1 protein-coding gene is annotated in these 716 nt (G+C 66.1%); it reads left to right on the top strand.

The features are described 5' to 3' along the window. The coding region (locus AC1DWF_RS34440) for an HD-GYP domain-containing protein (protein ID WP_476842969.1) at positions 1–584 on the top strand (584 nt) is incomplete at its 5' end. Positions 585–716: the final 132 nt, after the last annotated feature.

Consider the following 716-nt stretch of genomic DNA (forward strand, 5'->3'; position numbering starts at 1 on the left):
ATGCGGCGCCCCTGCACGACATCGGCAAGATCGGCATCGAGGACCGCATCCTTCGCAAGCCCGGCAAGCTCGACCTTCGGGAGCGGGCSGCSATGGAGCGTCACGCCGAGATCGGCGCGGAGATCCTGGARGGGAGCARSKCACCGCTYCTGCARCTCGCGGCYGTCATCGCCCGCTTYCATCACGAGCGCTGGGATGGCACCGGGTATCCCATGCGGCTGAAGGGGGAGGAGATCCCGCTGCCCAGCCGTATCATCGCCCTTGCGGATGTGTTCGACGCGCTGATGTCCGAGCGCCCCTACAAAAGCGCCTGGAGCACGGAGGCGATTGCAAGGTTCCTTCCGGCGGAGGCTGGCAAGCATTTCGATCCGCAGCTTGTCGCGGCGATGATGGGCAGGTTCGATGAGATCGTCACGCTCTGGCGCCAGTTTGAGCCGGCGCCGACCGTTCGTGGAAGGATCGGCGCCCACAGGCCCACCCCACTGTCCCGTCAGCATGTCGCCTGCTTTACCGGCAAGGCTATGACCTCGGCGCCACCTCGAACGGTGCGAGCAACCTCACTGGAAAGCTTCTCCACGGCCTAGCGTGCCTCATCCTCGAAGCGATGCGTCTCGTAGGCCGCTGCGCCATCGCTGGGCCGAGCATGTGCCGCGACGTCCAAGCGCTCCGCAGCGCCTGCGGCCCGCGGTCGTCGTCGATAAGCGAAAGGGTAGCGA

The organism is Aminobacter sp. P4_D5, from assembly GCF_056401815.1.